At 63.6% G+C, this 26,903-nt stretch carries 26 protein-coding genes and 1 pseudogene; 12 read left to right on the forward strand and 15 right to left on the reverse strand.

Annotated features, from left to right (window positions below; translation table 11 throughout):
• Nucleotides 1–157: 157 nt before the first annotated feature.
• The 4 genes from C450_RS17550 to C450_RS17565 form a co-directional block, all read right to left on the reverse strand.
• Nucleotides 158–1,648 carry a fluoroquinolone export ABC transporter permease subunit gene (locus C450_RS17550; protein WP_152424529.1) on the reverse strand — a complete coding sequence of 497 codons (1,491 nt, stop codon included), beginning with the start codon at nucleotides 1,646–1,648 and terminating at the stop codon, nucleotides 158–160.
• Nucleotides 1,649–1,706: 58 nt separating this feature from the next.
• Complete coding sequence (locus tag C450_RS17555) at nucleotides 1,707–2,561, reverse strand: ABC transporter ATP-binding protein (protein ID WP_005045689.1); 855 nt, start codon at nucleotides 2,559–2,561, stop codon at nucleotides 1,707–1,709.
• A 97-nt stretch (nucleotides 2,562–2,658) separates the two neighbouring features.
• Complete coding sequence (locus tag C450_RS21295; protein WP_005045692.1) at nucleotides 2,659–2,892, reverse strand: TrkA C-terminal domain-containing protein; 234 nt, start codon at nucleotides 2,890–2,892, stop codon at nucleotides 2,659–2,661.
• A 128-nt stretch (nucleotides 2,893–3,020) separates the two neighbouring features.
• Nucleotides 3,021–3,581, reverse strand: coding sequence for a hypothetical protein (locus C450_RS17565; RefSeq protein ID WP_005045694.1), 561 nt, complete (start codon nucleotides 3,579–3,581; stop codon nucleotides 3,021–3,023).
• 172 nt (nucleotides 3,582–3,753) lie between these two features.
• On the opposite strand from C450_RS17565, the gene C450_RS17570 reads away from it, so the two are divergent.
• Together C450_RS17570 and C450_RS17575 are read left to right on the forward strand one after the other, a co-directional pair.
• On the forward strand, nucleotides 3,754–4,929 hold the full coding sequence (locus tag C450_RS17570) for an inorganic phosphate transporter (RefSeq protein WP_049910382.1): 1,176 nt from the start codon (nucleotides 3,754–3,756) through the stop codon (nucleotides 4,927–4,929).
• 113 nt (nucleotides 4,930–5,042) lie between these two features.
• Nucleotides 5,043–7,160, forward strand: a complete 2,118-nt coding sequence (locus tag C450_RS17575; RefSeq protein ID WP_005045697.1) for a S9 family peptidase — start codon at nucleotides 5,043–5,045, stop codon at nucleotides 7,158–7,160.
• Between the two features lie 6 nt (nucleotides 7,161–7,166).
• On the opposite strand, the gene C450_RS17580 is transcribed toward C450_RS17575, so the two are convergent.
• Nucleotides 7,167–7,511 carry a hypothetical protein gene (locus C450_RS17580; protein WP_005045699.1) on the reverse strand — a complete coding sequence of 115 codons (345 nt, stop codon included), beginning with the start codon at nucleotides 7,509–7,511 and terminating at the stop codon, nucleotides 7,167–7,169.
• Nucleotides 7,512–7,781: 270 nt separating this feature from the next.
• On the opposite strand from C450_RS17580, the gene C450_RS17585 reads away from it, so the two are divergent.
• Together C450_RS17585 and kynU are read left to right on the forward strand one after the other, a co-directional pair.
• A complete protein-coding gene (locus C450_RS17585; protein WP_005045701.1) occupies nucleotides 7,782–8,687 on the forward strand; it encodes an alpha/beta hydrolase in 906 nt (301 codons plus the stop codon).
• Nucleotides 8,688–8,780: 93 nt separating this feature from the next.
• Nucleotides 8,781–10,064 carry a kynureninase gene (kynU, locus tag C450_RS17590; protein WP_005045702.1) on the forward strand — a complete coding sequence of 428 codons (1,284 nt, stop codon included), beginning with the start codon at nucleotides 8,781–8,783 and terminating at the stop codon, nucleotides 10,062–10,064.
• 333 nt (nucleotides 10,065–10,397) lie between these two features.
• Here kynU and C450_RS17595 read toward each other — a convergent pair whose 3' ends face one another.
• The gene (locus C450_RS17595; protein ID WP_005045704.1) at nucleotides 10,398–10,712 is read right to left on the reverse strand and encodes a cupin domain-containing protein; all 315 of its coding nucleotides are present in this window, start codon (nucleotides 10,710–10,712) and stop codon (nucleotides 10,398–10,400) included.
• Nucleotides 10,713–10,828: 116 nt separating this feature from the next.
• On the opposite strand from C450_RS17595, the gene C450_RS17600 reads away from it, so the two are divergent.
• The gene (locus tag C450_RS17600; RefSeq protein ID WP_005045706.1) at nucleotides 10,829–11,647 is read left to right on the forward strand and encodes an aldo/keto reductase; all 819 of its coding nucleotides are present in this window, start codon (nucleotides 10,829–10,831) and stop codon (nucleotides 11,645–11,647) included.
• Nucleotides 11,648–11,683: 36 nt separating this feature from the next.
• Here C450_RS17600 and C450_RS17605 read toward each other — a convergent pair.
• A pseudogene (locus C450_RS17605) lies at nucleotides 11,684–11,998 on the reverse strand (creatininase family protein); the annotation flags it as partial.
• Nucleotides 11,999–12,368: 370 nt separating this feature from the next.
• A complete protein-coding gene (locus tag C450_RS17610; protein ID WP_005045711.1) occupies nucleotides 12,369–13,340 on the reverse strand; it encodes a DUF6414 family protein in 972 nt (323 codons plus the stop codon).
• 277 nt (nucleotides 13,341–13,617) lie between these two features.
• Here C450_RS17610 and C450_RS17615 point away from each other — a divergent pair, with 277 nt between their 5' ends.
• Both C450_RS17615 and C450_RS17620 read left to right on the forward strand, forming a co-directional pair.
• On the forward strand, nucleotides 13,618–14,289 hold the full coding sequence (locus C450_RS17615) for an MBL fold metallo-hydrolase (protein WP_005045713.1): 672 nt from the start codon (nucleotides 13,618–13,620) through the stop codon (nucleotides 14,287–14,289).
• A 36-nt stretch (nucleotides 14,290–14,325) separates the two neighbouring features.
• The gene (locus C450_RS17620; protein ID WP_005045716.1) at nucleotides 14,326–14,661 is read left to right on the forward strand and encodes a hypothetical protein; all 336 of its coding nucleotides are present in this window, start codon (nucleotides 14,326–14,328) and stop codon (nucleotides 14,659–14,661) included.
• Here the strand turns inward: C450_RS17620 and C450_RS17625 are convergent.
• From C450_RS17625 to C450_RS17640, 4 genes are read right to left on the reverse strand one after another with little or no spacing between them, the layout of a single operon-like run.
• The gene (locus C450_RS17625; RefSeq protein ID WP_005045718.1) at nucleotides 14,658–14,996 is read right to left on the reverse strand and encodes a DUF7126 family protein; all 339 of its coding nucleotides are present in this window, start codon (nucleotides 14,994–14,996) and stop codon (nucleotides 14,658–14,660) included. The genes C450_RS17620 and C450_RS17625 overlap by 4 nt on opposite strands.
• Nucleotides 14,996–15,913 (reverse strand): glutamine-hydrolyzing GMP synthase, encoded by a 918-nt coding sequence (guaA, locus tag C450_RS17630; RefSeq protein ID WP_005045722.1) that lies wholly within the window; start codon nucleotides 15,911–15,913, stop codon nucleotides 14,996–14,998. Before guaA ends, C450_RS17625 begins: the two co-directional genes overlap by 1 nt.
• The gene (locus C450_RS17635) at nucleotides 15,913–17,556 is read right to left on the reverse strand and encodes a CTP synthase (RefSeq protein ID WP_005045726.1); all 1,644 of its coding nucleotides are present in this window, start codon (nucleotides 17,554–17,556) and stop codon (nucleotides 15,913–15,915) included. Before C450_RS17635 ends, guaA begins: the two co-directional genes overlap by 1 nt.
• 59 nt (nucleotides 17,557–17,615) lie before the next feature.
• Nucleotides 17,616–18,227 (reverse strand): alpha/beta hydrolase, encoded by a 612-nt coding sequence (locus C450_RS17640; RefSeq protein WP_005045728.1) that lies wholly within the window; start codon nucleotides 18,225–18,227, stop codon nucleotides 17,616–17,618.
• Between the two features lie 54 nt (nucleotides 18,228–18,281).
• Here C450_RS17640 and C450_RS17645 point away from each other — a divergent pair, with 54 nt between their 5' ends.
• Complete coding sequence (locus tag C450_RS17645) at nucleotides 18,282–19,142, forward strand: PspA/IM30 family protein (protein ID WP_005045731.1); 861 nt, start codon at nucleotides 18,282–18,284, stop codon at nucleotides 19,140–19,142.
• An 85-nt stretch (nucleotides 19,143–19,227) separates the two neighbouring features.
• Nucleotides 19,228–20,274, forward strand: coding sequence for a hypothetical protein (locus C450_RS17650; protein ID WP_005045735.1), 1,047 nt, complete (start codon nucleotides 19,228–19,230; stop codon nucleotides 20,272–20,274).
• Between the two features lie 27 nt (nucleotides 20,275–20,301).
• Here the strand turns inward: C450_RS17650 and C450_RS17655 are convergent, their stop codons facing one another.
• Nucleotides 20,302–20,817, reverse strand: coding sequence for a deoxyuridine 5'-triphosphate nucleotidohydrolase (locus C450_RS17655; protein ID WP_005045737.1), 516 nt, complete (start codon nucleotides 20,815–20,817; stop codon nucleotides 20,302–20,304).
• A gap of 367 nt (nucleotides 20,818–21,184) precedes the next feature.
• Here C450_RS17655 and C450_RS17660 point away from each other — a divergent pair, with 367 nt between their 5' ends.
• Nucleotides 21,185–23,158, forward strand: a complete 1,974-nt coding sequence (locus tag C450_RS17660; protein ID WP_005045738.1) for an aconitate hydratase — start codon at nucleotides 21,185–21,187, stop codon at nucleotides 23,156–23,158.
• A 359-nt stretch (nucleotides 23,159–23,517) separates the two neighbouring features.
• Here the strand turns inward: C450_RS17660 and C450_RS17665 are convergent, their stop codons facing one another.
• Together C450_RS17665 and C450_RS17670 are read right to left on the reverse strand one after the other, a co-directional pair.
• The gene (locus tag C450_RS17665; RefSeq protein ID WP_005045741.1) at nucleotides 23,518–23,811 is read right to left on the reverse strand and encodes a hypothetical protein; all 294 of its coding nucleotides are present in this window, start codon (nucleotides 23,809–23,811) and stop codon (nucleotides 23,518–23,520) included.
• A 51-nt stretch (nucleotides 23,812–23,862) separates the two neighbouring features.
• Nucleotides 23,863–24,453 carry a DUF6663 family protein gene (locus C450_RS17670; RefSeq protein WP_005045743.1) on the reverse strand — a complete coding sequence of 197 codons (591 nt, stop codon included), beginning with the start codon at nucleotides 24,451–24,453 and terminating at the stop codon, nucleotides 23,863–23,865.
• Between the two features lie 73 nt (nucleotides 24,454–24,526).
• On the opposite strand from C450_RS17670, the gene C450_RS17675 reads away from it, so the two are divergent.
• Together C450_RS17675 and C450_RS21795 are read left to right on the forward strand one after the other, a co-directional pair.
• Nucleotides 24,527–25,456 carry a cobalamin-binding protein gene (locus C450_RS17675; protein ID WP_005045746.1) on the forward strand — a complete coding sequence of 310 codons (930 nt, stop codon included), beginning with the start codon at nucleotides 24,527–24,529 and terminating at the stop codon, nucleotides 25,454–25,456.
• Between the two features lie 79 nt (nucleotides 25,457–25,535).
• A complete protein-coding gene (locus tag C450_RS21795; protein ID WP_152424530.1) occupies nucleotides 25,536–26,900 on the forward strand; it encodes a HEPN domain-containing protein in 1,365 nt (454 codons plus the stop codon).
• The last annotated feature ends 3 nt before the right edge of the window (nucleotides 26,901–26,903 follow it).

Genomic DNA, 26,903 nt, shown 5'->3' on the forward strand with positions numbered 1-26,903 from the left:
GCCCTCAGTACATCCCCTCGACCGAGCGTGAGTGGATCAGAGCGTCGTGCTCGGCATCGCCTCGATATCGCAGAGCACGTCCGTCGGACGTCGTTCGTGGTTCTCGATAGCGCCTTCATTCACGCACACCGGCAACGACTCGATTATCGGCGGTCTGTTAGTCGGCCCGCCGAGCGAACGTCCGTCCGAGCCACGCGAGCACAAGCAGGTGTGAAACGCCACCGACGAAGAGATACAGCGGCCAGATGGGTTCGCTGCTGGTGCCCGCTACGAAGGCCTTTACCGGCCAGTACGTGGGAAGTGCTCCTGCGACGAACTGGAGTGGCTCCGGCACCACCGCGATGACGACTGCGGGACCGAGGACGAGTACGTTGACGAGCTTACTGATTGCGAGTCCCTCGATAGTGTTCGACGCCAGCGTGCCGAACCCCAGGGCAAGGACTGGCCCACCGAGCACACTGACGGCCGCCGTCCCGATCAGGACCGCCGGTGAAACCGGAACCAGGCCGATGACGGCCAGCGCCGGGAGGGTCGCCAGCAGACTCAGCACGTACGCCGTCCCTCCTCGATACAGCAGATATCCGCGGGCCGACAGCGGACTCACGCGGTATGCAGCGAGTACGCCTTGCTCGCGGTCCTCCAGGACGAACATGCCGACGACGAACCCGTAGATCGCAGGCCCGAACGCCGCCATCGATCCCGCGACTACCGGGTAGTACGGGGAAAGTTCGAGTACCGGCGCTGCCATGTCCGCCACGATCGGTGTACCGAACCTGATGATCACCGAAAGCACGAGCGGACCGACGGCGGCGATCGACAACATCGGGTCCCGGACCCAGTTGCGGAGATCCGCGAGTGCCAGTCCGACAGCCGGCGAGCGAGACGCGAGCCCGCTTCGATCGCTCCGCTCTCGGCTCCGGGGCACTTCACCGCGACCGAACTGATCTCCGGGGTCACCGCCACGGACGACGTGACGCCGGAACGCCCGACGTGCCCACACGTACGCGACGGCGTTGCCGACCAGCAAGTACCCGGTCCCGTAGGCCACCTCCCACGCGGCCAGCGGCTCGAAGCCGCCCGTGACGAGCACCAGCGTCGGCTGCACGGGCAGCACGTAGAACAGTTGCGTGTCGAGAACTCCGACGTAGCCGAACAGCGGCAGGAACAGGATCGTCCCCCAGCCGACGGCGCTGATGAAGTACTCGTTGATCGAATCGAAGCGCGCGACGGCCACGAACCCCACGAGGACGAACAACGATGCCGACAGCGCGACGCCGACGACCAGTATCGCCAGTCCCCATGGTGAGCCGTGTCCGAAGACGGCGACCGAGGTTGCAGCGACGACCGCCAGCAGCGATAGGGAGATGACTTTCGAGACGAGGTAGCCCCGATCGCCCAGCGGCGACACCGTCAGCGCGTCCAACACGCCTTCCTCTTTTTCGAACAGCACTATCGAAGCGATGAAATAGAACCCAAGCACTGTCGGGTCGGTGACGATCAACAGCACTGCGGCGTCGGTCCGGAGCCCGGGTCCCACCGCCCGGAGGCCGAGGACGAACACCACGGTGAGAACCGCATAGACTGCATAGAAGCCGTAGCGTCTCTGTAGACGAACGTCCCACGCCAGCATCGACCGAAGTGCGCTCACGCCACTGCCTCCGGTACCACGGGTTCGATGGCCGCGACTCCCTCGTTCGGAGGTCCATTCACGTTAGTTCCTCCCCGGTCACGGCGATGAACACGTCCTCGAGAGTGGCCTCCTCGGTGTGGATAGTCTCGACGTGACCGCTCCGCAACAGGTCGTGGAACGCCTGGTCGTCGTCGAGGGAGGTCAGCGGGAACGCACGGCGTTCGAGTGCTCCGTCGGGGCGATATTCCACAGCGACGGTCGGTTCGCCGTGAGCGAGCTTCAGCGCCCGAGGCGTGTCGACCACCGGGAGCCGGCCGTCGACGATGAACGCCACCCGATCACACAGCTGGTCGGCAACGGCCATGTCGTGTGTAGTGAGGAAGACGGTTGTGCCCTCTTTTCTGAGCTCCTCGACGACGGTCTTCACCGCACGGGCGTTCCCTGGATCGATACCCGCGGTGGGTTCGTCGAGGAACACCAACTCGGGCTCGTGAATCAGCGCCCGGACGAAGTTCAGACGCATCTGCATCCCTCGTGAGTAGGTGCCGACCCGGCGATCGACTGCGCCGGCCATTCCGACCCGATCGAGCAACTCGATCGGGCTGCGGGCTGCACCGCCGTACAGCGAGGCGAACAGTTCGAGGTTTTCTCGTCCGGTCAGTTTGCGGTAGTGGTTCGGTGCCTCGGCGGAGATGCCGATACGTTCGTACAGCTCTCGCCCCCATTCGCTGACGTCACGGTCGAACATCCGAACCTCGCCCGCGTAGTCATCCAGTAGACCGATCAACACCTTCTGAGTCGTGGTCTTACCGGCCCCGCTCGGGCCGAGGAACCCGAACACCTCGCCGTCTTCGACGTCGAAGTCGAGCCCGTGTAGTGCGGGCTCGTTCGCCCCGGCATACGAGTACTGGAGATCCCGGACGCGAATCATCACCTGTTCGTACGGCGCTCGGGGAAATAGCGTTGGTGGCGGATGGAGCACGGCTAGCGGTCCCCGTCTGCACTATCGGACCGGCCCGCGGCCGCGCTCACCCGCGCAGGAGGTTCATCACCTCGTCGGCGACGCCGGACTCGACGGCGACCACGTAGCGATGACCCGCTTCGAGCACCGTGTCGGGCCCGCCGATCCGGCCGCCGCGGGCGTCGGAGATGATGAGGCTGCCCCGGGGGAGTCGGATCTGTTCGAGAGGTTTTCCGGCGGCCGGGGCGTCCTCTCGCACCTCGATCTCGACGATCTCCAGATCGTCGGTGACCTCCTCCATGGTGCGCACGCCGATCCCGCTGATCTCGTTGGCGGCGACCCTCGCGGTGGGGGTGCCGGGAAAAACGATGCCGTCGACGAACGCCGAGTACTGACCGCCTGGCTCGTGCGGCCGAACGCGACGACGACTCAGTTCGTGTCGCTATCCTCGTCTCGGCTCTCCTCCTCGCGCTGTTCTTCGGTCAGTTGGTCGATCTTCTCCTCGACCTCCTCCTCGCGCGGTCGTCGATCGACGCGCTCGTTGACCTCCTCCACTCGTTCCGTGACCTCGTCGACTTCTTCGGAGACCGTCTCCTCGACCCGTTCGTCGACCTCTTCGGCGACGGTTTCCTCGACACGCTCGTCGACCTCCTCCGAAACCGTCTCTTCGACCCGTTCGTCGACCTCCTCGGTGAGCACTTCCTCGACCTCGTCCTCGCGCGGTCGTCGGTCGACGCGCTCGTTGACCTCCTCGACCCGGTCCATGATCTCGTTGACTTCCTCGGCGAGCGTTTTCGTCGTTTCCTCAGTCATCCACCGGGGGTCGAACCGGGCCATTTTCCACCCGACGTGGATGGCGTAAGCGACGAGCACGCCCAGGCCGAACGCGACGCCGACCGCGGTGCCGACGGTGAGGATCAGGGCGACTGCGGCGAAGATCAGCACGCCGTAGGTGAAGTCGACGATGGAATCGACGCGGTTCGGATTCATTGTCTATCATACGAGTAGGTGTCGAGGATAGTTATACCGTCGATCGTGCATCGTCGCGCGAAGTTGCAGGACAGCGAGGACGAACCTCCTCGGTTGTTCCCTTGGAGAGCCGTACTCGAAGAGACCGCCGGCCAGGCGGGTCGTTTAAGCCACCTTGCCCGCTCTTTTCGGTATGGTCGATCCTCTCCTCGTTGTGGGTCTCGTCGTCGCGCTCTTTGTCGGCTACAACATCGGCGGTGCGAACACCGGCCCGGCCTTTGGCCCGGCAGTCGGCGCGGGGGTGCTCTCGAAGGTCGGCGCGGCGGGATTGATGTCGGTGTTTTTCTTCCTCGGCGCGTGGACCGTTGGCCGTCGGGTCGTGGACACACTCGGCCAGGATTTACTCACTGATCCCGGCGTGTTCACGATCGAGACCAGCATCGTCGTCCTGTTTTTCATCGGCGGCGCGCTGTTCGTAGGCAACTACTCGGGAGCCCCCGCTTCGACGTCGATGACCGCCGTGGGCGCGATCGCGGGTCTCGGGGTCGCCACGGGAAAACTCGACTGGGCCGTGATGGGTGAGATCGCGATCTGGTGGATCGTCGCCCCGCTCGTGGGCTTCTGGGTCTCGATGGTGGTCGGTCGGTACTTCTACCCCAGGATCAACCGTTGGATCGCGATCACGAGCACCGAGGGGGCGCTGCTCGAACTCGATCGAACGGGAACGGTTCCGACGCCCCAGCGCGGAGCGAACACCACGATGCGAGAACTGGCCGGCGCGGTGGTCGTCGTCGCCATCGCATGTGTCATGGCCTTCTCGGCGGGAACGTCGAACATGGCGAACGCGATCGCGCCGCTCTATGGGGCCGGCGTCTCGCTCGACCCGCTGATGATCCTCGGCGGCGTCGCGGTCACCATCGGGGCGTTCACGATCGCGCGCCGGACGCTCGACACCCTCGGTAGCGACATCACCACCCTGCCGCTGACCGCGGCTATCGTGGTTGCGGTGATCTCCTCGGGCATCGTGATCGGGCTTTCGGCGATCGGCATCCCCGCCTCCTTCGTCATCATCGCCACGATGTCGATCGTCGGACTCGGCTGGGGGCGGGCGACCCGCACCGTCACCGTCTCGGAGGGGCTCCGCGGCGAGGAGACGCCCCCGCTCTCGAAGGACGCGCTGGCCGCCGACGAACCCGGCGAGGAGCCACCCGAGATCGGCGAGGAGGAGCCCGAAGACGTGGCCGACGCGGGCGAGCTGTTCGACCCCGGCACGACCGGCCGGGTGATCGTGATGCAGAACGTCGTGCCGGTGCTCTCGACGCTCGGCGCGTACGGCACGTTCCGGGTGACGTTCGCGTTCTGGTGGTAGGTCCAGAACGAGCGAGGCGGGACGCCGCGGACGCGACGCGGCGAGCGCACGCCCCGGTGAGTCGACTGCCGCGGGGCACAGTCTGATTACCCGGCCACTCCGTGCGTGGTAGTATGGCACCCGACACCGCCCCGCTTCCGGCTGACGCGTTCTACGAGTACACCGCGATCCTCGATATCGCCACGTCGCCGAACGGCGAACGGGTGGCGTTCGTCGCCACCGAGTCCGACGAGCGTGAGGACGAACGCCGACGATCGGTGTTCGTCGCACCCACCGACGGCACCGACGAGCCCTACCGGCTGACACGCGCCTCGGACGCGGGCAGCCCGCAGTGGAGTCCCGACGGATCGAAACTCGCCATCACCGCTGCCCGCGAGCAGGACACCGAACTCGCGGTCGAACCGAGCGACGACGCCGACGAGGAGGACGCGGCGGACGGAAACGGCGACGACGGAGAGGGTGGGGATGGCAACGGCGGCGGGGACGACGGACCGGAGAGCCAGGTCTGGGTGTTCGATCTCGTTCGCGGTGGTGACGCACGCCAGATCACCGACCGATCCGAGGGAGTCACCGGGTTCGACTGGGGGCCCGACGGCGACCGGATCGTGGTCGCGGCTCCCGATCCGACCGACGAGGAAGAGGGGTATCAGGAGCAGGTCGACGACGACGGTCCGATCGAGATCGAGCGCCTCCAGCACAAGGTCAACGGATCGGGCTGGACCGACACCGTCACCACCTATCTGTTCGTCGTCGACATCGAGAGTCGGGAGGAAACCAGGCTCGACCGCGCCAACGACGGCGAGATGGGGAGTCGCCGTCCGCTCGCGCCCGCATGGAGTCCCGACGGCGACCGGATCGCCTTCACCGCCTACCTCGGCGACGATCCCGACGACACGATGGCGCTTGATCTCTACACGATTCGGCCCGACGGCACCGGCCGCGAGCGCCTCACCGACGCCGACCGCCGGCTCCAAGCACCGACGTGGAGCCCGGACGGCGACCGGATCGCCTTCGTCGGCGGCGACCCGACCAACTGGTACATCCCCTCGGAAGTGTTCGTCGCCGACGCCGCATCGGGCGAGGATCACAGCGTGTCGGCCTCGCTGGATCGCACCGTCGCGTGGGGCGGTGGTCCGCAGTGGATCGACGAGGACACGCTTCTCGCCCTGATCGCCGACGAAGGAAACTCCGTTCCTGTCCGACTCGACGCCGACGCCGACGACCCGGCGTGGCTCGCGCCGTGGCAGGGCGACGACCGCGCGATCCGCGCGCTCGATACGAGCGACGACGGTGAACAGGCCGCCGTCCTCGTCAGCGAACCGTCGGCCGCCGACGTGTACGCGCTCAATGTCGCCGACTTCGGAACCATCGACGGCCACGCGAGCGCCGATGACGATCCCCTCGACCGCGTCACGACGGCAAACGAGGGACTGCTCGACGAGGGACAGGTTCCGGGCTTCGAGCGGGTGACGTGGGAAGATAGCGATGGAATCGAGATCGAGGGGCTCGTCTACCTTCCGTCCGGTTTCGATCCCGACGATCCCGACGCTCGCCCGGTCGTCGCGTCGGTCCACGGCGGGCCGATGTCCTACGATGCGCCGGCCTTCGGCTTCGACACTCCCTACTGGACCAGCCGGGGGTACGTCGTGCTCCGGCCGAACTACCGGGGATCGACCTCCTACGGCCGGGAGTTCAGCGAGCGGCTACGGGGAACGCGGGGCGAAAAGGAGGTCGACGACGTGGTTTCAGGAGTCGATCACCTCGTCGAACGCGGCTGGGCCGACGGCGACCGCGCGTTCGTCACCGGTTTTTCATATGGTGGGATCACCACCGCAGCGACCGTGACGTCGACCGATCGGTTCGCGGCGGCGGCCGCCGAACACGGCATCTACGACTTCTACTCGGTGTTCGGCACCGACGACAACCACAACTGGCACGAAGACGAGTTCGGGCTGCCGTGGGAGAACCCCGAGGCCTATCGCGAGCTCTCCTCGCTCACCGACGTCGGTGAGATCGACACGCCGCTACTCGTGACCGCTGGCGAGCGCGACTGGCGGTGTCCACCCACGCAGGCCGAACAGCTCCACGTCAGCGTCAAAAAGCAGGGTGTGGACTCGAAGCTCGTGATCTACCAAGACGAGCACCACAACATCGGCGATCCCGACCGGGCGATCCACCGGATCGAGGCGCTCACCGACTGGTTCGACGACCACGATCCCGGAACCGAGTAGCCGAGTCTATGCTTTCTGTTGCTCGATGTGAAACGCGGCCTTCTCGCCGCGGGCAGTCACGCCGAAGATCGGCCCGTCAGACGCCTCTTCGGGGACGAGCAGCTCGACGAGATCGCGTTTGTGGAGCTCGGTCAGCGCCCGATGCGCTCGGCCGGCGCTGATCGGCGTGTCCGATCCGATCGCTTCTGGGGACACCGGCCCCTCGATCAGCCGGAACAGCACCACCGCACGCGCCGATCGCGTCGACTCCGCGGTGCTCACCGACGCTGTCGATGCACCCTCTGCCTCCGTGATGAACCCGGCGTCCGCTGCCATCTGCTCCCGCTCGGATTCAATGGCATCGTTCGGCATGTCTCGGGTTTCGACCCTCACGACACTAAGTGTATCGCCCAGCCCAACCATTTTTGAAAATATGGTATGATGACACGACACGTTCACTCTCTTTCAGCGATGGCGTCACTGGCGGAGCTGGCGAATCGCTGTACGGAGCAGCGGGACGGAACTAGGTGTCTCGATCGAGCGGAACAGTGATGACCGATGCGGCGGAACGGATCGATACATCGACCAGTGACCCGACGACGAACCGATACAGACTCCCTGCGATCGACGCTCCACCCCGCAATGGCGGCCGCCATCGCGGCGATCCGCCGCGGGGAGGGACTGCCGGCGTGGCACGAGATGTCGATCGATCGGGCACGCCAGCGCGAGAACGATGTGTTCACCGTTACCACCGACGCCCCTGCCGTCGATCGCGTCGACGACCGATCGATTCCCGGTCCGGCGGGCGACATCCCGATCCGTCTCTACCGGCCAGCGGTCGCCTCGCCCGCGCCGGTACTCGTCTTCTATCACGGCGGCGGGTGGACACTGGGAACGCTCGACTCCGCGGGATCGATCTGCCGACGCCTCGCTCGCCGCACAGGTCATATCGTCGTTTCGGTCGACTACCGCCTCGCCCCCGAACACCCGTTCCCGGCAGCGGTCGCGGACGCCGAGAGCGCGCTCTCGTGGGTGGCCGCGAACGCCGAGACGTTCGGCGGCGATCCCGACCGCCTCGCGGTCGCCGGGACCAGCGCGGGCGGCAATCTCGCGGCGGTCGTCGCGCGTCACACACGCGATACCGATGTCGATCTCCGCCACCAGCTCCTCCTCTACCCGATCACCGATCACGCCGCCGACGCCGATCCCTGTGATGACTGGTCGGGCCTCCTCACGCGCGCGGACATGAACTGGTTCTGGGAGCAGTACCTCCCGACGCCCGCCGACGGGACCGATCCAGACGCCTCGCCGCTCCACGCAGACGACCTCTCGGAACTCGCTCCGGCCACCGTCGTCACCTGCGGGTTCGATCCGCTCGGCGCGGAGGGCGTCGCCTACGCCGATCGGCTTCGCGACGCCGGTGTCGCCGTCGATCACGCCCACTATCCCCGGATGGCTCACGGGTTCCTCAGCCTCGCAAGCTCGATCGACGCCGCCGACGAAGCGTTCGACGACGTAGCGACTGCCGTCCACGAACGACTCGGATGAGTGTGCGCATCCGCTGGTCGGCGGGAACAAGGGGATGTGCGAGCGAACCGAGCGCCGACAGGACATTGTACCCTGAACGAGTAGCCCGGGCACATGGACGAGTCCGACGCCGACAGAGCGTCCGCCGAGCGGCTGGATCGAGACGATCCGTTGGCGTGGTGCGCAGAGCGATTCGCGGTCCCCGACGAGATCTATCTCGATGGGAACTCACTGGGACCGCTGTCGGCCGACGCCGAGCGAGCGCTCGACGATACCGTTGACGAGTGGCGGGAGCTGGGAATCCGGGGCTGGACCGACGCCGACCCGCCGTGGTTTCGCTACGGCGAGCGGCTCGGCGACCGGCTCGCGCCGCTCGTCGGCGCACGCGAGTCCGAGGTGGTGGTCGCGAACTCGACCACCGTCAACATCCACACGCTGATCGGGACCTTCCTCGATGGGCTCGACGGCAGCTCGAAGATCCTGGTGAACGAACTCGACTTCCCGACGGACCACTACGCGATCAGGGCGCAGTTCCGCCAGCGCGGTCTCGACCCCGACGAACATCTCGTGGTCGTCGAGAGCGATGACGGTCGGACGATCGACGAAGAGCGTGTCGTCCGAGCGATGGACGACCACGACGTGGGCATCCTGTTCATGCCGTCGGTGCTCTACCGGAGCGGTCAGCTCCTCGATATCGAGTATCTCACCAGAGCAGCCCACGAGCGGGACGTGCTCGCCGGATTCGATCTCGCGCACTCGATCGGCGTCGTTCCGCACGAGCTGTCGAACCACGACGTCGACTTCGCGGTCTGGTGTTCGTACAAGTATCTCAACGCCGGCCCGGGCGCGATCGCGGGGCTCTACGTGAACGAGGAGCACTTCGGCGCGACGCCCGCCCTCGCCGGCTGGTGGGGCCACGAGAAAGAAACTCAGTTCGAGATGAACCCCCAATTCACCCCGGCGGCCGACACCGGTGCGTACCAGATCGGCACGATCCCGATCCTCAGCGCCGCGCCGCTCGACGGTGCGCTCGATCTCATCGAGGAGGTCGGGATCGACGCGATCCGTGAGAAGTCGCTCGCCCTGTCGTCGTATCTCGTCGCTCTCGTCGACGAACGCCTCGACGACTCCTTCGAGTGTTCCGTCGGCACTCCGCGAGACCCCAACCGACGGGGCGGACACGTCGCGACCGAACACCCCGAGGCCGAACGGATCGCCCAGGCGCTCACCGAGGACGGTGTGGTGGTCGACTTCCGCCCGCCGAACGTCGTCCGGCTGTGTCCGTCGCCGCTGTACACCGGCTACGCCGACGTGTGGGACGCGGTCGAGCGCTGGCGGGAAATCCTCGATTCGGGAGCCCACGAACGGTTCGACGCCGATCGCTCGGGCGTCACCTGACGAATACGGAACGGGATCGGTGTGGATCGTTTCGCGGTCGTTCGACTCGTCGGACCGACCACTCGTCGTCGGGTCGCTCACGACAACGTCTTTCACATATCTCTATAGAGCGGTGCCGAAAGTACGGCCGTGAGATTCATTGGTTCCGACGGTCTCTTTCGAGATGCGGCACCGCCACCGCTACTGCCAATCACGTCGGGCGGGCGTTCGAATCGACCGACCTACCGCCACCACCATCGTCGGTCGCTCGATCCCGCCACGCCGTTTTTCCGGCCGAACGACGTGCTCCCGAGAACGTCGGCCGCGAACGCAGTCCTTCGATCGGTCGTTGCCTCAACTTGGCAGCGGACACAGACTCGCGGTGAGCACCGCCCGTTCGTCGGTTTCGTTGCGCGCACCGTGGACCGCCCCCCGTTCGTTGGGGACCACGCCGGGTGCGCTCACCCGTTCTTCCTCGTCGCCTCGCGTCACGACGACCGTCCCGTCGAGCACGTGGAAGACGTTGGTCGCGCCGGGGTGGTCGTGGGGATCGACCGCCGCGCCGGGACCGAGCACGAACGCCTTCACGAGCACGTCGTCGCTAACGTGGAGTTCTTCGGTTAGAACTTCGCCCGCGTCGGGATCGAGGTCGGGATACTGATCGAGCACACCCCGACGACGGTGGCGAGTCACGTAGCCGTTTCGCCCGTCTGAGCGGGTGGACGACGGGACGGTGGAATGCCACGAGACGGGAGCGTTTTACGCGCGCCGTTCCCCGTTACAGTATGGAACACGTCACTATCCAGGATGTCTCGGTCCCGGCCATCGGGCTCGGTACGTGGCGGATGACCGGTCCGACGTGCCGGCGCGCCGTGTCGACCGCGCTCGATCTGGGCTATCGCCGGATCGACACCGCCCAGGCGTACGGCAACGAGCGCGAAGTCGGCGCGGCGATCGACACCGCCGACGTGGATCGCGAGGACGTCTTCCTCACCACGAAGCTCGACGCCGGCAATCGGGACCATGACTCGGTCCTCGACTCGACCCGCGAGAGCCTCGACAAGCTCCGGACCGAGTACGTCGACCTCCTCCTGATCCATCAGCCGAACCCGGTCGCCGACCTCGAAGAAACCCTCGGCGCGATGGACGAGCTCGTCGACGAGGGTAGTGTGGAGCACATAGGTGTCTCGAACTTCGGCGTCGAACGGCTCCACACCGCACGCGAGCACGCCGACACGCCGATTCTCGCCGACCAGGTCCAGTACCACCCCTTCTGGGATCAGACGACGCTGCGGGATTACTGCCAGATCAACGATATCATGTTGACGGCGTACAGCCCGCTGGCCCACGGCGGCGCGGTCGACGACGACGTGCTCCGTGACGTCGGCGCGCGCTACGGCAAGACTCCCGCCCAGGTCGCGCTCCGGTGGCTGGTCCAGCAGGAGAACGTCTCGACGATCCCCAAATCCACGAGTCCCGAACACCTCGAAGCCAACCTCCAGGTGTTCGACTTCGAACTCACTGACGCGGAGATGGACGAGATCGCGCGACCGTCGCTCTCGCGCACCGCGTCGAGCTTCCTCCACCAGCGCCTCCCGTTCTGAGACGGGCGACGGCCGCCCCAGCCGCATCGGCCGTTTTCAGGCGGCGTCGCGTTCGGTTTCGATCCGTTCGGCGTACGCGCTCGCGATGCGTTCGAGGATCGCTTCGCCCGCTTCGGCCGTTCCTTCCCGCGGATCGCCGAGAACACCGTTCTCGCTGATCGCGTCGAACCCCTCGCTGAGCAGTCGCGACGCCGAAACATCGCCCTCGTGGCCGACCGCGAGCTCGTCCGTCCGGACGAGCCCCTCGTTCACCGCGAGCACGATCGCGGTTTCGGCGGCCCCCGCGTGAATCACCGGCTCCTCGTACTCGACGCCGGCCTCGCGGAGTCCTTCGTTCATCAGCCGCATAACACTCAACAATACTATTACTACACTATCTTAGTCGTCGCTGAACCTGCCGTAGCCGAAACACTTTTTCCATACCTGTTCTTGTGAATAAATCCGACTGACCCAGCCACCCAGTCGGGACGTGAGGAGGAGTGTTCCATGTCGTCTGTCCTCTGTCCCTCCCACGTTTAGACTGAGTAACTATACACGGTTTTGTGCTGTCCTAATCGCCACAGAAGACACTCCTATCGGCTGTTTAGCTGCCGGAAACCGCCAGTAAGTGCGCAAGATCGATCCTGCGACGACAACCAGTATCCGATACAGACTCGAAACCGGGTTGCACGAGATTACCACAAAAGGCGGTACGGTCTCGAGCGAGATTGGAAGTATCCCGTTAACGGTAGATGGCGATCGGCGAAATCCCTATCGATGGGTGTGATACTTTAAATCCGAATTCTGCTGCAATATCATCGGTAAAGTGGTGGAAGGAGCCAAGACTTAAATCATCCATCTCGTCCGGTTGAGTCCCTCCCTCAGATGTAGTTATAGTTTCCACACGAGCAAGAACTGTACAATCAGGAACGCTACTTGATTGATACTTAGACAATAGTTCTGCTGGATTCGAGTTTAACTTCTCGCTTTCTACTAATCCCCAAAAACTCGGCTCAGGGTGTTCATTTTGAGCTCGAATCTCGGCTGCGACCATATTTCGATATTCCTCTGGCATCATATCTTCGAAGAGATCGAAGATCAAGCTAATAAGTTCCATTTCGGCTGAATTGATCTCAGTAATTTCTCCGAGATCATATTCTGCTTTCAATCTCTCGTCAATATCAAGATCTTCTACTTTTTGTTCGAAGTTGTCGAATCCTTCAAATATACCATTCGCAAATTCCAGACTGGTTTGAAAATCAAGAAGATCCAGATCTCCCGTAACCCGTATTATATCGCCCTCTTCGATGCGATCTCGAACTCCTCCCTGTGCTACATTAGGTTGGCGCTCATATTCCTCAAGAATTGTATCAACGTCGTGGAACCACCCTGTTTCGGCCCCATCTAGCCACTCTTCGAGTAGTGTATACGAGTAATGGTGCAGGGATTTAGTTTCCTCAGAGATCTCAGTGTTAGTTTCACCTACTTCCGTCTCATTTTGTGCTGCAAAGCCACCAATTCCGTACAGTGTAGCCTTGACGCTGGCTGTGAAACGATTAGCCCATTGGAACTCGTCTTCTTCGGCCTCTACCATTTCCTCAACAATTCCTTCGTCCATTCGCGATGCGATAGACCGGACTCGTTCCATGTCCAAGTAAAGGAAGCCGGGAACTCGCTCGGACGCCATCTCGGTCTGGGAATCACTAGCACCCATACCTTCGATACGGACGAAAGTGGATTGTATGTTCGCCCTATACAGCTAGTGCTCAGACATGAAGGTAGTAGTTGAAAGCCACATTTGCGATTATAGCTACTATGGACTGTCTCGTGTTTATCCCTAATACTGGTCGAGGAAGCACACAGCAGCGTTTAATTATCACACATCGAAAATGGCAAGCATTTAAGCCCGTTCGTTCGCTCCGGCTGTGGTGTCGTCGTTCGCGTTCCGACGCAAGCGCCGGAGATTTCACCGCGTGGGTCGTACCCCCGACATGGCCACACAGCTCGGCGACGGCATCTGGTGGTTCGGCCTCCGCGGTGTGAACGCCTACCTCGTGGAGGACGACGTGTTGACGCTCGTCGACGCCGGTACGCCGCTCGACGCGGGAGCCATCGCAGCCGGCATCGAAGCGGCGGGCCACGCCGTCGCAGACGTCGAACGCGTGCTCCTGACCCACTACGACCTGGATCACGTGGGCACACTCGACCGGCTCGACGACCTCGACGCGGTGGTGCGGACGGGTGCGGCCGACGCCGCGATGCTCACCGGCGAGACGAACCCACCGTGGCGAAACCACAAGGGTGCGCTCCAGCGCGCCACGGGGACGTTCCTCGGCTGTGACCTCCCGGTTGCGGCGATCGACGACGGCGAGGAGGTCGGCTCGTTCACGGCGTATCACACGCCCGGCCACACGCCAGGTCACACCGCATTCGTGAGCGAGGAGCGCTCTGCGGGATTTCTCGGCGATCTCGTCTTCGAGGGCGGCGGTTCGCTCGACGCCTCGCCGTGGCTCGTGAGCTACGACACCCGCGAGGCCGCAGCGAGCGTCCGCTCACTCGCCGAGCGCGCGCCCGCGTTCGACGTCCTCGGAATGGGCCACGGCGTCCCGTTCGTCCGCGACGGCGATCAGCGCCTCGCGGATCTTGCCGGATCGCTCCGGTGAGAGGGATTTTACGCAGGGGAGTCGAACCCACCGCCGATGAGCGCTACTGACGACCTTCCCGGCGGCTGGACGGAGATCGACGACACCGACGAAAAAGCCGGCCAGTACGATCCACAGCGGCCGCTTCAATACGAACACGCCGACGGGATCGAACTCGTCGTCCAGCCCACATCGCCGAACGTCGCCGACGCCGATCAGGACGTCTGGCGCGTCCGCTCGATCCGTGAGGGTGGCGACGAAACCGAAACCCTCCGTGAGGAAGTCGAAGGCCGCGACGATGCGATCGGCGTCGCCCGCGAGTTCATGACGGTGTACGAAGAGCGGTGTGTCGAGGGTGACGAATCGCCAACGGACCTTGCGGCGTCGTTCTAACCCGCGAGTTCCTCGGCGACGATGTCGGGGTCCAGCAGCCCGGGATCGACGAGCAGATCCGCCTGACCCTTCGCGAACTCGGGCAGCGACTCACGCGCGTAGACGATCACTCGGAGATCGGCCGCGAGATCGAGCGCGACCGGGATCGAGGTCGCGTGACTGACGTCTGTCAGCACGAACAGGTCCGCCTCACTGACTCCACCTTCTTCGAGCGCCGGCCGGTTCGCCGCACCGTCGATCCTGGCCACCGACAGTCCGTGCGCTTCGAGCGCGTCACCGAGTCCCTCGGGATCGGGTCCGGTGACGATTGCCGTCTCGACTTCGTCTCCCGTCATCACTCGTACTCGATGGTCGCGGGCGGTTTGTGCGTGACGTCATAGACCACGCGCGCGACGTTCTCCTGCGAGCCGGTGATCCGGCTCTGGAGGCGCTGGAGGGTCTCCCAGTCGATTTCGAGGGCGCGAGCGGTCATCCCGTCGCGGCTCTCGACTGCGCGGACCGAAACCACCCAGCCGTGAACCCGGTTGTCGCCCTTCACGCCCGTGGCTTTGCCGATGACGGCGGCGAGTGCCTGCCACGGATCGTACTCTTCGAGCTCTTCCTCGACCGCGTGGGTCGCCTCGCGCGCGACCTCCAACTTCTCCTCGGTGACCTCGCCGAGGACTCTGACGGCGAGGCCCGGCCCGGGGAAGGGCATCCGTTCGGCCACCAGCTCGTCGAGACCAAGTTCGCGCGCGACCTCGCGGACCTCGTCCTTGTACAGCTCCCGAACGGGCTCGACGATCCCCTCGAAGTCCACGACGTCGGGCAGTCCGCCGACGTTGTGGTGGGACTTGATGTTGCCCTCGCTCTCGATTCGGTCGGGGTAGATCGTGCCCTGGACGAGGTAGTCGGCCTCGGTGTCGCGGGCCTCGCGCTCGAACTCCCGGATGAACCCTTCGCCGACGATGTGGCGTTTCTCCTCGGGGTCCGTGACGCCTTCGAGCGCGTCGAGGAACCGGTCGTGGGCGTCGACGATCCGCAGGCTGTCCATGTACGAGAAGGTGTCCGCGACCTGTTCGGTCTCGCCTTTCCGCATCAGGCCGGTATCGACGTACACCGGGGTGAGGCGGTCGCCGAGCGCTTCGTAGGCCAGCGCGGCCGCGACCGACGAATCCACGCCACCGGAGAGTGCGATCACCGCGTTCGCGTCGCCGACCTCGTTCTCGATCTCCGCGACGGCTTCCTCGATGAACGATTCAGTATCGACCATCAGGCTTCGACCTCGTCGATCGTTTGGTGGTCGTCATCCTCCATCGCGGCGTCGAGCAGCCCCACGAACGGCGGGCTCGCCCGGCCAGGCCGCGATCGGAACTCGGGGTGGAACTGGGTTCCGAAGAAGAACGGATGATCGGGGAGTTCGAGGATCTCCATCCGGTTGTTCGCTCGGCCCGAGAACTGAAGTCCTGCGTCCTCCAGCCGGTCGATGTACTCGGGATTGACCTCGTAGCGGTGGCGGTGACGTTCGGTACACGACTCGCCGTAGAGGTCGGCTGCGAGCGTCTCGGGCTCGATATCGGTCTCGTGCGCACCGAGGCGCATCGTTCCACCGAGGTCCTCGATGTCGTACTGTTCGGGCAGCAGACCGATCACGGGATTCGCTGTTTCGGGTTCCATCTCGGTCGAGTGCGCGTCGTCGAGGCCGCAGACGTTTCTGGCATATTCGATGACCGCCATCTGGAAGCCGAGACAGAGTCCGAGGAACGGGACGTCGTTCTCGCGGGCGTACCGCGCGGCAGCGATCTTCTCGGTCGTCCCGCGGGTGCCGAACCCGCCCGGCACCACTACGCCGTCGGCCTCCTTGAGCCGCTGGACGTGGGTGTTCGCCATCTCCTCGGCGTCGACCCAGAGCACGTCGACCTCGACGCCGTGTTCGAGACCGGCGTGTTTGAGTGCCTCGTGGATCGAGAGGTACGCATCTTCGAGGGCGTACTTCCCGACGAGAGCGATCGTCACGGTACCGGATTGCTCGCGGGTCACGAGGTCGCGCCACTGACTCGTGCGCTCGTCGGTAGGGAGCGCTTCGCCCTCGATCCCCAGCTCGTCCATCACGTACTTGTCGAGCCCTTCGCCCTCGACCATCAGCGGGACGTGATAGATGTCCTCGACATCGGGGTTCGAGAACACCGCGTCCTCGGGAACGTCACAGAACAGCGCGATCTTCTCTTTGGTCTCGGGATCGAGCTCGTCCTCGCAGCGGCCCACCACGATGTCGGGCTGCAAACCAATGGAGCGGAGCTCCTTCACGCTGTGCTGGGTGGGTTTGGTCTTCTGCTCGCCGTTTTTCGAGTACGGGACGAGCGTGACGTGGGCGAGGAGAACGTCCTCGTCGTCTTCCTCGTGACTGAACTGCCGGATCGCCTCGTAGTACGGTCCGCCCTCGATGTCTCCCACTGTTCCACCGACCTCGATCAGACAGACGTCGTGGCCCGCGGCAGCCTCCCGAACGCGACGCTTGATGTCGTCGGTGATGTGCGGGATGATTTGTACTGTCTTCCCGAGATAATCGCCGCTTCGCTCCTTCTCGATGACGTTCTTGTAGAGCTTCCCGGTCGTGATGTTCTGGTCGAAGCTCATGTCCGCATCGAGGAAGCGCTCGTAGTTGCCGAGATCGAGGTCGACCTCGCCGCCGTCGTTCAGGACGTAGACCTCGCCATGCTGGTAGGGGTTCATCGTCCCGGCGTCGACGTTGAGGTAAGGATCGATCTTGACGGCGGTGACGTCGAAGCCAGCGTTGGCGAGTAGTCGGCCGGTGCTGGCGGCCGTGATGCCCTTTCCGAGGCCACTCATCACACCTCCGGTGACGAAAACGAACTTCGGTCCCTCGCCGGGACCGGTGTCGGGGGTTGTCGGCATATCAACGGTGCGCCAGCGGGGGACAAAATCGTTTCGGAGCCCGCGGTGCCAGCCGTGCGTCACCACTCCTCGTCGAAGAACCCGACGACCTCCGCAGCCACCTTCTCGGCCTGCCCGACGAAGAAGTGATCCGCCGACAGCGCCGTCACCGTCAGATCGAGCTCGCGGGCGCGATCAACCACCGGCTCCCAGTCGGCGGTCGTGTCGCGCTCGGCATAGAGTACCTGGGCCGGACAGTCGACCCCGTCGAGGGCGGCCACCGCGTCCGCACCCTCGCGGCCGCGATCGGGCGCGAGCGCGCTCACCGCTCGGAGGCTTTCGATCTCGGCGGCCGCACACAGCGCCATCGTCGCGCCGAAACTGAACCCGAAGAGGCCGACCGAATCGGCGTGCTCGTGTGCCCACCGCACGGCGTTTTTCACGTCGGCCTGCTCGCCACGGCCCTCGTCCCATTCCCCATAATCGAACCGGAGACACGCAACGCCACGTTCACCGAGTGCGTCGCTCACCGCTACGAGCCGCCGATCCGAGCGCGTTCCGCCGTCCTGGGGATGGGGCGGACACGCGACCACGATTTGTTCGAGTTCCGAGTCCATGCTCTCGTCCGACGTATCGTCGGGATGATCGAGCGTTCCACGCACGTCCCGACCGCCAGGCACCACGACGTCCATCGTCCGGGGTTCGCGTAGGAGGTGTTTTAAGATGACGGGACTCCAACGGGCGGCATGGGAATCCTCTCGCGCGCGTCGTACGTCATCCGGTCGCGGCTGAACTCGGTCCTCAACAGCGCCGAGGACCCGGGCGAAGCGCTGGATTACTCCTACGAACAGCTCCGCGATCAGTTGCAGGATGTGAAGGGCGGGATCGCGGATCTCACCACCCAGAAGAAACGCCTCGAGATCCAGAAGCGCCGGCTGGAGGAGAACGTCGAGAAACACAACGAGCAGGCCCGCGAGGCCGTCCGCCAGGACCGTGAGGACCTCGCGCGTCAGGCCCTCGAAAAGAAAAAGCAGAAGATGACCCAGATCGAGGACCTCGAAGGTCAGATCGCGGAGCTCCAGAACACCCAGGACCAGCTCGTCGAGAAGAAAAACACCCTTCAGGGTCGGATCGAGGAGTTCCGCACGAAAAAGGAAAGCATGAAAGCGCGGTACGAGGCCGCCGAGGCGAGTACGAGGGTGTCCGAAGCGATGACGGGCGCTGGCGACGAGATGGAGGACGTGGGCCGATCCATCGAGCGCGCGAACGAGCAGACCGAGGACATGGAAGCCCGCGCGGCGGCGATGGACGAACTCGAAGAGTCGGGCGCGTTCGAGGACGCCCTGTCGGACAAGGACCAGCTGGATCGTGAGCTCGAATCGCTCAGCTCCGACAGCGAAGTCGACGCCGAACTCGAAACCCTCCAGGCCGAAATGGGGGCCGACGGCGGCTCCGAAACGGCGAGCGACTCCACGAGTGAGGACGTCGAATCGGCGACCTCCGAGGTCGAGGCAGCCAGCAACGGGGCCGACGGCGGTAGTGACGAGTCGGCCGATCCCGCGGTCGAGGCCGAGCTCGAAGAGCTCCAAAGCGACGAGGATACGTAGCGGAACGAGCTCCCGTCGGTAGCGGGACTCCGTTCCCGACGGCCGCAACCACAACCTTTTGCCCGACAGCGATGGGACGGTGAGTATGGCCGAGTCGGACGCCGACCAGCCGAGTGACACGATGCGCGAGCGGGTCGGCGAGAGCCGGACGAAGCTGTGGCTGTTGCTCGACGCCGACCGTCGCGTGATCGCGGCCATTCCTCTCGGTCTCGTGTTCGTCTCACTCGTTCTCCTCGGCGTGCTCGATCCCGCACCGATCTCGGGAGCGATCGCCACGGGTGACCCCATCGAAACCGTTTTTCAGGGCTTTCTGACCGCCATCATCACCGGCGTCACCCTCGTGGTCACCATCAACCAGCTCGTGCTCTCCCAGGAGCTCGGCGCGGTCGACGACCAGCGCGAACGGATGGCGGGCGCGATGGACTTCCGCGAGGACGTCGAGACCGCGATCGAGGCCCCGATCAGTCCTCCGGAGCCGTCGAGTTTCCTCCGGGCGATCATCGACGTGACCCAGACCCGCGCGAACGCGCTCGAAGAGGCCGTCTCGGAGAGCCGGGACGAGCAGTTCAAAGAGCGCACCGAGGACTACGTCGACAGCCTCACGGTAAACGCCGAGACGGTCGGCAACCAGCTCGAAGACGCCCAGTTCGGCACGTTCGACCTCCTGTTCGCTGCGCTGGATTACAACTACTCCTGGAAGATCTACGAGGCGCGCCGCCTCCGCAACGAACACGGGGACGCGGTGACCGACGAAACCGACGACGCCTTCGAGGGGCTGATCGAGGTGCTCAAGTTCTTCGGGCCGGCGCGCGAACATTTCAAGACGCTGTACTTCGAGTGGGAGCTCATCAACCTCTCGCGCGCGATGCTCTACTCGGCCGTACCGGCGCTGGTCGTGGTCCTCTCGATGATGCTGTACGTCGCCAATCCCGGCTCGATCACCGGCACCACGTTCGGCGTCGAGAACCTCGTCTTGGTCGCAAGCGCCGCCTCGACGATCGCGCTGATCCCGTTCATGCTCCTGCTTTCGTTCATCCTTCGGATCGCCACGGTCGCGAAGCGGACCCTCTCGATCGGGCCGTTCATCCTGCGCGAGTCCGCCCGCACCGAGGATATCGCGTGGGACGAGTAGCGCTCCGTCTGGTGGTCTGACGCCGGGTCAATCGACGTTCTCGCCCTGATAGCTCCCGTCGTATCGGCCGTCGTGGTCGGCCTCGGCGAGCACGAGCTGGGCGATGCGCGCGCTCCGCTCGATCTCGATGTCGTGGTGGACCTGAAGAAGTCCCTCGCCCCGTCCCTCGTAGCCCGCGTCCCAGACCGCGGTGTTGAGCATACACGAGTTTCGCATGAGCGACGAGCGCGGGTGGATGAACCCGATGTGGCCATCGGGGATCCGAACGGTTTCGGCGTACCGGACGACGTACCCGCCCGGCGGGAGATAGTACGGATCGGTCGCGTCGTCGGCCCCGAAATCGGTGTCGTCGGCCCCTGAATCTTCGGTGACGTGTTCGCGCCGTCGGTGACGGTCGCCGATCTCCTTGCCGTCGACCCCGATCTGGCCCGGCTCGTGCTGTTCGAACACTGCTTCGAGCGTGAGATCGACGCCGTTGGGCTGGATCTGTTCGTCCGTGACCGGCGTGACGTGCTCGGCGACGAACCGTCCGCTCTCGTACATACACTCGCTTTCCGGCCGTGAGTAAAGGCGTATCGAAGGGTCCGCCTTCCCCGTCGGAACGGTCGGGCAGTTCGACTCGAAATCGGTCACGATGTACGACGCCACCACTGCGAATCCCGATCCAAATGAGAACCGCAGGCCACACCCTCCCCAGCCGATTCGCTCCGTTTGGTCTTCGACCTCGCGTCACTCATCCCTCGCGCGAGTCGTGCGCTTCGCGCACTCCCGCGCGCCGCCGCCTTCAGCAGTCAGTGCTTTCGAGTGTCAGCGTGTGTCCTGTCCCGTCCGGCAATTCTTGCGGAGTGTGGCGGTCTTTCGTGCGAAACGCGCGGGATTTATACCGATGGCCGGCCGAGTATTCGGTGCTATGGGAAAAACGCTGACCGAGAAGATTCTCGACGACCATCTCGTCGAGGGCGAGCTCGAAACCGGCGAGGAGATCGGGATCGACATCGACCAAGTGCTCACCCAGGACACCACCGGTACCTTGGTTTGGCTCCAGTTCGAGGCACTCGGCCTCGACGAGGTCCAGACCGAACTCGCGGCCCAATACTGTGACCACCAGACCTACCAGTTCGACTTCAAAAACAGCGACGACCACCGCTTCCTCCGCTCGGCGGCCGGCACGTTCGGTGCGCACTTCTCTCGACCGGGCAACGGCATCTGTCACCAAGTTCATAAAGAACGGTTCGCCGCGCCCGGCAAGACGATGCTCGGCAGCGACTCGCACACCCCCACCCCGGGTGGGATGGGCGAACTCGCGATCGGCTCCGGCGGTCTCGACGTGGCCGTCGCGATGGGTGGCGGTCAGTACTACATCGAGATGCCGGAGGTCGTGAGCGTCCGCCTCGAAGGCGAGCTGCCCGACTGGGCCACCGCCAAAGACGTGATCCTCCACCTGCTCGGCGAGCTCTCCGTGAAAGGTGGCGTCGGCAAGGTGCTCGAATACACCGGGCCTGGCGTCGAGAACCTCTCGGTGCCCGAGCGGACCACGATCACCAACATGGGGACCGAGCTCGGGGCGACGACCTCGATCTTCCCGACCGACGACCACACCCAGGAGTTCCTCGACCGGCTCGGCCGCGGCGACGAGCACGTCGAGATCGGACCGGACGACGACGCCGAGTACGACGACGAGATCGTGGTCGATCTCTCCGACCTCGAACCCCTCATCGCGACGCCGTCGATGCCCGACAACGTCGTTCCCGTGCGCGAGGTTGCCGGCGAGGACGTCGAACAGGTCATCATCGGCTCGTGCACCAACGGAGCCTACGAGGACATCCTTCCCGGCGCGAAGATGCTCGAAGGCCGCGAGGTCGACAAGCGCACCGAGATGATCGTCGCGCCCGGCTCGAAACAGGCCTCCGAGCTCCTCGCGCGCGAGGGCTGGACCGCCGAGATGATGGCTGCCGGCGTCAACTTCTCCGAGGCGACCTGTGGCGCGTGTATCGGTATCGGTCACGTGCCCGCCTCCGACTCCGTGAGCCTCAGAACGTTCAACCGCAACTTCGAGGGCCGATCTGGCATCGAGGACGACTCGGTGTACCTCTGCTCGCCGGAGGTCGCCACTGCGTCGGCGCTCGCGGGCGAGATCATCGATCCGCGCGACCTCGCCGACGACCTCGGCGATCTCGAGGATCCCGGCTTCGAGATGGCCGACCAGTACGACGGCTCGACCGCCGACCTCATCGCGCCCGACGAGGCGGTCGACGACGGACTCGTGAAAGGGCCGAACATCGGCGACGTGCCCCTGAAGGACCCGCTCGACGCCCACCTCCAGGGCTCGGCGCTGCTCAAGATGGACGACAACATCACGACCGACCACATCATTCCGGCCACCCAGGACATCCTGATGTACCGGTCGAACATCCCCAAACTGAGCGAGTTCACTCTCTCCCGAGTGGACGACGACTTCGCCCAGCGCGCACTGGACGCCGATGGCGGCTTCCTCGTTGCCGGCGAGAACTACGGTCAGGGCTCCTCGCGCGAGCACGCCGCGCTCTGCCCGATGTATCTCGGCGTCGAGGGCGTCCTCGCACAGAGCTTCGCCCGGATCCACAAGGCGAACCTGTTCAACTTCGGACTCCTGCCCCTCACGATCGACGAGGACACCTACGCCGACATCGAGCAGGGCGACGATATCGAAATCGTCGACGATGTCGAGGAGGCCGTCCGGAGCGGCCAGGACGAGTTCACGATCCGCGTGAACGACGACTGGGAGGCAACTGGTCAGCTCGACGCCTCCGCCCGCGAGCGCGAGATCCTCGCCGACGGCGGCAAGCTCCCGCACACGAAGGCCAAGCAGGACGAGAGCTCGGGCGCGGCTCCCGCTGACGACTAACGACTTTTTTACTTCGGGGGTTCGCGCTCCCTGCGGTCGCGCTCAACCCCTCGCAAAAACCTCGACTAAAAACACCCGCTCACTCACGCCTTCGGCGCTCACTCGCGGTACAACTGCTCGCGCTTTCCGCAACCGCCTGCTACCGCAACAGCACCGCCGAAGCCCTCGGTGCTCGCTTCGCTCGCACCTCGCCCTTCATCTGCTGTCAGAGAAACCTCCGACAAGCCTCGTGCTCGTTTCACTCACACGAGACGCCAGGAGAGCGTTGCTCTCCTGAGCCCTGCGGTCGCGGAGCGACCGCAGGACGCCAGGCCCGCACCGCCCGGCGGCCGCAGCCGCCCCCAACGAGAGCAGCGCCGCTATTCGTCGGATCGATCGCTGTATGCGGCGTATCGGAGGAGATTGAGGCTCCACTCCTCGGGGAGTTCGGCGACGAGTTCGTTGACACCGGTCGACTCGTACTCGTCGTCGAGGATGGCGGCGACGTGATCGGCTGCTTTCCCGTACGCGACGCTCTTGCCTTCGGCTTCGCCTGCCTCGCGGTCGGTCAGCTCGTCCTGGTTCTCGATGGCATCGAGCTTGTGCATCCCGCTCAGGACGCGCAGCCGCAGCCGGATGTTCTCCAAGTCCTCACGATCTGCCTCGTCGAGCATGGGGGTGGGTTGTGCGCTCCGGAGTATAAACGGACCGTCGTGACCGCGAGATCAGTCGACGTACGTATCGCGGATCGTCTCCGTGAACAGGCCATCGCGATCGAGCGCGAGCGCGACGAGCACGAAAGGGTGTTCGGCCGGTCGGATCACGAAGGCTGCGTACGGTGGCTCCGCACCCTCGCCGAGCCGATCGATCAGCGGTTCGAGCGGGGTGACACCGTCCCGAAACTCGCCGTAGAGATCGCGCTGGCCCGCCTGCTCGGCGAACGTGTAGACCACACCGTTTTCCTCGCCGTCAGTGTCCTGAGTCACCCGCGAGTTCATCGCTTCCCCCTCGCGCCGCGCCTCGTTCCACGTCTCGCGCGCGACCTCGAAGATGTCGGTCGCACCGTCGACGAACTCGATCGCCGTCCGGGTGTCGATCGCGAGGTCGTCGAACCGCGGCGCGCTGTCGTCCCACGACAGCGTCGCGTCGATCCGGTTGCCGGGTTCCAGTTCCGCGACCGTTTCGGCGAGATCGCCCTCGTAGCCTGCGGTCGTGACGTAGGTCGGGTCCTGACTTTCGACATCGAGCAGAAGCAACTCGTCGGACCCACGCGTGCTGTCGAGCACGCGGTAGGTCCCGGCCGTGGTCGGCTGCATACCCGCCATCGCCCCGCCGCGGGTAAATCTCTGTCACCTGAACGGCTTTGGGGCTCCCGCCCGTAGCGAGTGCATGCGCATCGTCACGCTGCTGCCCTCGGCGACCGAGATCGTCTACGCGCTGGGGCTCGAACCCGTCGGGACCTCCCACGAGTGCGACTACCCGCCCGAAGCGGCCGCAAAGCCCGCGGCCAATCGCTCGCGGGTCGACGCCGAGGCGTCGAGTGCCGCAATCGACAGCCAGGTCCTCGAAGCCGAGGACGGCGAGGGAGTCTACGACATCGATCTCGACACGCTCGACCGGCTCGATCCCGATCTCGTGGTCTCCCAGGGGATCTGTGACGTCTGCGCGGTGGACTCGGTGCTGGTCAGAGAGGCAGTCGACGAACTCGACCTCGACTGCGAGGTGCTGACGACCGATCCCCACAGTCTGGGGGATGTCTTTGCGGACATCCGGCGGATCGGCAACGCCACGGATACTCAGGAACAGGCCGACGAACTCGTCGCCGACCTCGAAGCGCGCGTCGAGGCCGTCGCGAGGACGGCCGAGGATGCCATGGAACGCCCGCGCGTGGCGGTGCTTGACTGGACCGATCCCGTAATGACCGCCGGCCACTGGGTGCCCGAGATGGTCGACCTCGCCGGTGGGTCGTTCGGCCTCGCCGAATCGGGTGACACCTCGCGACCCCGCAAGTGGAACGCAATCCGCGAGTACGACCCCGAAGTGCTCGTGGTCGCGCCCTGCGGGTTCGACCTCGACCAGACCGCCGAAAACCTCGCGGACCTGACCGACCGTGAGGACTGGGACGATCTCACTGCGGTGCGTGAGGGACGCGCGTACGCGCTCGACGGTCATCAGTTCATGAACCGACCAGGACCCCGGCTCGTCGACTCGCTCGAACATCTCGCAGGAATCGTCCATCCCGACCTGTTCGATTCGCCGCCCACCGAGGCTGCCCGCCCGCTCCGGACGCTCCGGGGCGAGCCCACGGTCGAACCCTAAATAAACTACAATGAAATCATCACTTTCGGACCGCAATGCTTAGCGCTGTTGGCGAGTTGAGTGAGTCAATACGAAGAATATGAACAGTACGACACGAGAACTGTTCCGTGATTTTGCTAATGTTGCTACTGGAAAGGTTGTTCAGGAAACTGAATCGGTAAGTTATACCCACGGCTTGAGTGTTGATTGGAGGCCGGCAACTAAACACAACTCAAACACTGGCGAGACGACCGAAATCCCACAAGGCTCTCTTCACACTGAGAACTACGCAAAACCAGACTATTACAGATTAGTTCATGATTGTAGGGAAACAGTCACTCAACTATGCCAATTCAAGCGATTGAGAGAACATCTCTATTCGGAATATGAGTGCATTGTGGAATATCATTCGCCAAACAGAGAATTAAACAAGATTTTGTTGGGATTTCTAGTAGACCTTTTTGAGAAATCTTGTACTAACACACTTGTTTCCTTTTTGGATGAGGATTTTGATAGACAGTTTAAGGACTATATCTCTAGCCTTGATTGTGACTCGATATCAGTTTCAGCTATTGTACCTTTGGCAGGATTAGTATTTGATGGTGATTCAATCAAGTTAGACAAGAACACATGCATCAGACGCACAACAACGGAAGACTTAGAGTTCTTTCTGGGAACCTCAGATCAAGAAGAACATATGCATTGGACAAACTCACAAAGTTTAATAGAGTATCGGTTTGCAAAACAGAAATCTGCCGAGCAAGGTAGAGATACCGACATCTCTCAGAGCAAACGTAGAGAAACAAAACAGCGGATCGAAAATATACTCACATCTATGCGAATCTCGCATTCAGGGAACGCTGTATACTTCGCACATTACGAACGCTCGAAAGCTCCCTGGTTACGAGGCATCCGAAGTACTATTGAAAAGAATCGTGTACGGCCAAGATTATGGGGCGACCTTACAATCGATCAAGAAGAGAAACTATTGAATATGTATGGGATTCTCGAATCAAAGGATTTCTCGTCGATGGAATCCAATTTGCGTATGGCGATAGAGAAATTCAATTCAAGCTATGTTAGGAGAAATGATCGAGTGGCATTTAGTGATTTGATAATCATACTTGAGGCACTCTATTCTGCAAACTCTGGTCAAGAAGGGTTACATAGAAGCGATTTAGCGCAGCGAGTTGCCATCCTATTAGGTACTGATCCTGAATCTAAAGAGAGGATTCGCGATGATATTGCCGAATTGTATGATGAAAGGAGCGGTGTATGGGGAGTCGCTCACGGTGGCGGACGCAGGGAACTGAAAGAGGACAGTTTGGAAAAATCTCGAGGCTATGTTCGAAAATCATTAGAACAAATACTGTCACATGAGATGGATTTTGGCGGAAGAAACAATTTAATCAAAGAGATGAGGGATGAAATCAGACGAAGTAGCCTTGGTATTACATTTCCTTAATTC

It is taken from the genome of Halococcus salifodinae DSM 8989 (assembly GCF_000336935.1).
Taxonomy (GTDB): Archaea; Halobacteriota; Halobacteria; order Halobacteriales; family Halococcaceae; genus Halococcus; species Halococcus salifodinae.

What these genes read in the sequence shown, in the direction of transcription:
- C450_RS17645 (WP_005045731.1), top strand. Translation starts at nt 18,282, where the DNA reads ATGGGAATCCTCTCGCGCGCGTCGTACGTCATCCGGTCGCGGCTGAAC.
- C450_RS17665 (WP_005045741.1), bottom strand. Translation starts at nt 23,811, where the DNA reads ATGCTCGACGAGGCAGATCGTGAGGACTTGGAGAACATCCGGCTGCGG.
- C450_RS17655 (WP_005045737.1), bottom strand. Translation starts at nt 20,817, where the DNA reads ATGTACGAGAGCGGACGGTTCGTCGCCGAGCACGTCACGCCGGTCACG.
- C450_RS17575 (WP_005045697.1), top strand. Translation starts at nt 5,043, where the DNA reads ATGGCACCCGACACCGCCCCGCTTCCGGCTGACGCGTTCTACGAGTAC.
- C450_RS17670 (WP_005045743.1), bottom strand. Translation starts at nt 24,453, where the DNA reads ATGCAGCCGACCACGGCCGGGACCTACCGCGTGCTCGACAGCACGCGT.
- kynU (WP_005045702.1), top strand. Translation starts at nt 8,781, where the DNA reads ATGGACGAGTCCGACGCCGACAGAGCGTCCGCCGAGCGGCTGGATCGA.
- C450_RS17580 (WP_005045699.1), bottom strand. Translation starts at nt 7,511, where the DNA reads ATGCCGAACGATGCCATTGAATCCGAGCGGGAGCAGATGGCAGCGGAC.
- guaA (WP_005045722.1), bottom strand. Translation starts at nt 15,913, where the DNA reads ATGGTCGATACTGAATCGTTCATCGAGGAAGCCGTCGCGGAGATCGAG.
- C450_RS17610 (WP_005045711.1), bottom strand. Translation starts at nt 13,340, where the DNA reads ATGGGTGCTAGTGATTCCCAGACCGAGATGGCGTCCGAGCGAGTTCCC.
- C450_RS21795 (WP_152424530.1), top strand. Translation starts at nt 25,536, where the DNA reads ATGAACAGTACGACACGAGAACTGTTCCGTGATTTTGCTAATGTTGCT.
- C450_RS17635 (WP_005045726.1), bottom strand. Translation starts at nt 17,556, where the DNA reads ATGCCGACAACCCCCGACACCGGTCCCGGCGAGGGACCGAAGTTCGTT.
- C450_RS17640 (WP_005045728.1), bottom strand. Translation starts at nt 18,227, where the DNA reads ATGGACGTCGTGGTGCCTGGCGGTCGGGACGTGCGTGGAACGCTCGAT.
- C450_RS17615 (WP_005045713.1), top strand. Translation starts at nt 13,618, where the DNA reads ATGGCCACACAGCTCGGCGACGGCATCTGGTGGTTCGGCCTCCGCGGT.
- C450_RS17660 (WP_005045738.1), top strand. Translation starts at nt 21,185, where the DNA reads ATGGGAAAAACGCTGACCGAGAAGATTCTCGACGACCATCTCGTCGAG.
- C450_RS17565 (WP_005045694.1), bottom strand. Translation starts at nt 3,581, where the DNA reads ATGAATCCGAACCGCGTCGATTCCATCGTCGACTTCACCTACGGCGTG.
- C450_RS17585 (WP_005045701.1), top strand. Translation starts at nt 7,782, where the DNA reads ATGGCGGCCGCCATCGCGGCGATCCGCCGCGGGGAGGGACTGCCGGCG.
- C450_RS17675 (WP_005045746.1), top strand. Translation starts at nt 24,527, where the DNA reads ATGCGCATCGTCACGCTGCTGCCCTCGGCGACCGAGATCGTCTACGCG.
- C450_RS17570 (WP_049910382.1), top strand. Translation starts at nt 3,754, where the DNA reads ATGGTCGATCCTCTCCTCGTTGTGGGTCTCGTCGTCGCGCTCTTTGTC.
- C450_RS21295 (WP_005045692.1), bottom strand. Translation starts at nt 2,892, where the DNA reads ATGGAGGAGGTCACCGACGATCTGGAGATCGTCGAGATCGAGGTGCGA.
- C450_RS17600 (WP_005045706.1), top strand. Translation starts at nt 10,829, where the DNA reads ATGGAACACGTCACTATCCAGGATGTCTCGGTCCCGGCCATCGGGCTC.
- C450_RS17620 (WP_005045716.1), top strand. Translation starts at nt 14,326, where the DNA reads ATGAGCGCTACTGACGACCTTCCCGGCGGCTGGACGGAGATCGACGAC.
- C450_RS17625 (WP_005045718.1), bottom strand. Translation starts at nt 14,996, where the DNA reads ATGACGGGAGACGAAGTCGAGACGGCAATCGTCACCGGACCCGATCCC.
- C450_RS17555 (WP_005045689.1), bottom strand. Translation starts at nt 2,561, where the DNA reads ATGATTCGCGTCCGGGATCTCCAGTACTCGTATGCCGGGGCGAACGAG.
- C450_RS17650 (WP_005045735.1), top strand. Translation starts at nt 19,228, where the DNA reads ATGGCCGAGTCGGACGCCGACCAGCCGAGTGACACGATGCGCGAGCGG.